General features: G+C 64.2%; 3 protein-coding genes. 2 read left to right on the forward strand and 1 reads right to left on the reverse strand.

What is annotated here, in order from left to right; translation table 11 throughout:
- Nucleotides 1-2,218 (reverse strand): Rne/Rng family ribonuclease (locus tag EOA38_RS30880; RefSeq protein ID WP_127301005.1); only part of this gene is annotated, 2,218 nt, incomplete at its 3' end.
- Nucleotides 2,219-2,310: 92 nt separating this feature from the next.
- Between EOA38_RS30880 and EOA38_RS30885 the strand changes: the two genes are divergently transcribed.
- The gene (locus EOA38_RS30885; protein WP_127301006.1) at nucleotides 2,311-2,565 is read left to right on the forward strand and encodes a hypothetical protein; all 255 of its coding nucleotides are present in this window, start codon (nucleotides 2,311-2,313) and stop codon (nucleotides 2,563-2,565) included.
- A 290-nt stretch (nucleotides 2,566-2,855) separates the two neighbouring features.
- Nucleotides 2,856-3,565: AMIN domain-containing protein (locus EOA38_RS30890; protein WP_145966140.1), on the forward strand; the 710-nt coding region annotated here is incomplete at its 3' end.

Here is a 3,565-nt window from a genome sequence, read left to right on the forward strand (position 1 = left end):
GCTGCGGGTGGCGCGGCTGTTCGGCCTGGACCGATACCTCTTCTTCCTCCTCGACGACGACCTCGTCCTCGGGCTCTTCCGGCTCGACATAGGTCGGCAGGCTGCGCACCTCGACAAAGCCTTCCGGCTTCTCCGCCACGGCGCCGCGGAAGATCGCGTAGTGCTGCGCGCCCAGCGTCTCGTCGGCTTCGAGCGTGATGGTCAGGCCGAAACGCGCCTCGAGCTCGACCAGATTGCTGCGCTTGTGATTGAGCACATAGAGCGCCGTCGCCGCCGGCGTGCGCACGGTGATGTGGCTGCGCGAATCCTTGAGCAGGAATTCCTCGATCGCCCGCACCACCATCAGCGCCACCGAGGAGTCCGAACGCACATGGCCGGTGCCGCCGCAATGCGGGCAGGGCTTCATCGTCGATTCCAGCACGCTGGCGCGGATGCGCTGGCGCGACATCTCCATCAGGCCGAAATGCGAGATGCGGCCGACCTGGATGCGAGCGCGATCGTTCTTGAGGTGATCCTTCAGTCGCTTCTCGACGGAGCGGTTGTTGCGATTCTCCTCCATGTCGATGAAGTCGATGACGATCAGGCCGGCAAGGTCGCGCAACCTGAGCTGCCGCGCGACTTCCTCGGCGGCCTCCAGATTGGTGTGGAGCGCGGTGTCCTCGATCGAATGCTCCTTGGTGGAGCGGCCGGAGTTGACGTCGATCGAGACCAGCGCCTCGGTCTGGTTGATGATGATGTAGCCGCCGCTCTTCAGCGTCACCTGCGGCTGCAGCATGCGGTCGAGCTGCGCCTCGATGCCGTTGCGCACGAAGATCGGGGTAGTGTCGCGATAGGGCTGCACCACCTTGGCGTGGCTCGGCATCAGCATGCGCATGAAGTCCTTGGCCTCGCGATAGCCGTCCTCGCCGGAGACCAGGATTTCGTCGATATCCTTATTGTAGAGGTCGCGCACCGAGCGCTTGATCAGGCTGCCTTCCTCATAGACGAGGGCAGGGGCCGAGGACTGCAGCGTCAGACTGCGGACGTTTTCCCAAAGCCGCATCAGATATTCGTAGTCGCGCTTGATCTCCGCCTTGGTGCGGCTTTCGCCGGCGGTGCGCAGGATGACGCCCATGCCCTGCGGCACCTCAAGATCGGCCACGACCTCCTTCAGCCGCTTGCGGTCCTGGGCGTTGGTGATCTTGCGCGAGATGCCGCCGCCGCGCGCGGTGTTGGGCATCAGCACCGAATAGCGGCCGGCAAGCGAAAGATAGGTGGTGAGCGCCGCGCCCTTGTTGCCGCGCTCTTCCTTGACGACCTGCACCAGCAGGATCTGGCGGCGCTTGATGACCTCCTGGATCTTGTACTGGCGGCGCACCGGCTTGCGGCGGTTGCGGACTTCCTCGAGCGCGTCCTCGGCACCGACCGATTCGATCTCGTGCTCGTCCGAATGCGAGGACTGTACCTCCTCTAGCATGCCGCGATCGCTTTCGCTCGATGCGGCCTCGTCAGTGGAAGCAGCTTCGCTGATGGATTCCGCCTGCGGCACCGCTTCGGAAATCACATCGGCTTCGACACTGGCGGCAATCGAGGAGGGACCCGCGTCGGAAGGCTGGTCATTTCCGTCTTCGTCGCTGTCGCTGCTGGCTTCAGGAGCTTCGTTCGCTTGTTCGCTGGTCGCCTCGGTTATGGTTTCGACGCTCTCGGAGACCGCTGCGGCGTTCTCCGCCGCGGCGTCGGTCGCGTCGCCGGCCTCATTGCCGGCTTCGTCCGAAGCCGCGATCTCCTCGGCGTTTTCGCTGGCTCCCTCGGTCGCGGCGGCATCGGCGCCGCGCCGGTGCTCGCCACGGTCGCGATTCTTGCCGCCGCGCCGACGGCTGCGGCGGCCGCCGCGTTCGCGCGCCTGCTGCTCATCGCCGCTTTCGGCTTCCTCGTCGTCTTCGTCCTCGGCCTCCTGCGCTTCGGCGCGCAGCAGGGCCTGACGGTCGGCGACCGGAATCTGGTAGTAGTCGGGGTGAATTTCACTGAAGGCGAGAAAACCGTGACGGTTGCCGCCATATTCGACAAAGGCTGCCTGGAGGGAAGGTTCGACGCGGGTTACGCGGGCGAGATAGATATTTCCTTTGAGCTGCTTCTTGTCCTGTGATTCAAAGTCGAATTCTTCGATGCGGTTACCGCGAACGACAACAACGCGTGTTTCCTCCGGGTGGGAGGCGTCTATCAGCATCTTGTTGGGCATTATTTCGTTTCCTCCCGGCAGCCATCAGCCGCAGCTGGCGGGGCAGACCCCGCCGCTGTGTGCCTGGATTTGTGTGGATGCCGGATAATTGAATGTCCGCCGGCCGGAGCTTCGACGCGATGGCGGTGCCGCCCGCAGCCACAATGGCGCGGTTCGATGCGGACCTTTCCATGATTGCGCTTGAAGCCATCGGCACCCAGCAGAACCTTTTGAACCAAAGCCCGGACTTGGCCGGACCAGCTTGTTTGCTCACACAGAGCCGGCGCGGGACATCCCGGCCGTTTTCATCGCGCAAGCGATTCCCCCGCCACGGGAGCACGCCTGCGAAAATCGTCGCGATCACCTGAAACCCGGAAGCGCCTTCACATTTTACCCTTGGCGGGAAACTGCAGAGGCGGGCGGTTCCAGGATTGCAGTGATCCAATGTCGCTTTTATGATTTGGCGGGGTGGAAGGCAACCCCGATTTCGGATGCCGGCAAAAAGCGCTTCCGTTGGGGAAGGTGGCGCTCCACCTGCTGCATGAAAAGGCTTGGTTAACCTTCTCTGGATACCAATCGTTAATCGAGTTGGCGGCCAGAAGGCCCTTCTGCGGAACGACCCGGCGCGAGGCGCCAAACCGGGAGCGACGGACAAAAGATGGAACTGGCAGGCACCGCGGACAAGGGGCGAGGCGCCGCCGGCTATTTCCGGCTGATGGCAAGGACCTTTTTCCTGCTGACGATCCTGCTCGGGCTGACCGCCGCCTCGCGTGCCGACGCGGTGCTTGGCGCAACCGGCTACAAGGTGGCCGGCGACGCCACCAAGGTACGCATCGTGCTGACCTTCGACCGCAAGCCGGACGTCAAATGGTTCCTGCTGCGCGGGCCTAACCGCCTTGTCGTCGATTTGCCGCGTACGCGATTCGCCCTCAGCGCCAAGGATGTGAAGCCGCGCGGCCTGGTGCGCGCCGTTCGTTTCGGCGACCAGGGTAAGGGTTCGCGGCTGATCCTCACCGGCAAGGGGCCGTTCGCCGTCGACAAGCTCGACGTGCTGAAGAATGATGATGGCAACGGCTATCGCATCGCCATCGACATGTCGGCCGCGTCGGAACGGGAATTCGACGAAGCCCTTGCCAACCAGTCACTGACGACCGGCTCGACCGTTTCCGCCGACAAGGGCGGCCGGGTCGGCACCGGGCCGATCTCGGCGCCCGGCCACCGCTTCACCGTGGTCGTCGACCCCGGCCACGGCGGCGTCGACGGCGGCGCGGAGAGCGCCTCAGGCACGGTCGAGAAGGATGTCACGCTCGCCTTCGCCACCGAATTGCGCGACAAGCTGGCCGCGGTCGGCAGATACGAAGTGTACAT

This window comes from Mesorhizobium sp. M1E.F.Ca.ET.041.01.1.1 (assembly GCF_003997355.1).
Taxonomy (GTDB): Bacteria; Pseudomonadota; Alphaproteobacteria; order Rhizobiales; family Rhizobiaceae; genus Mesorhizobium.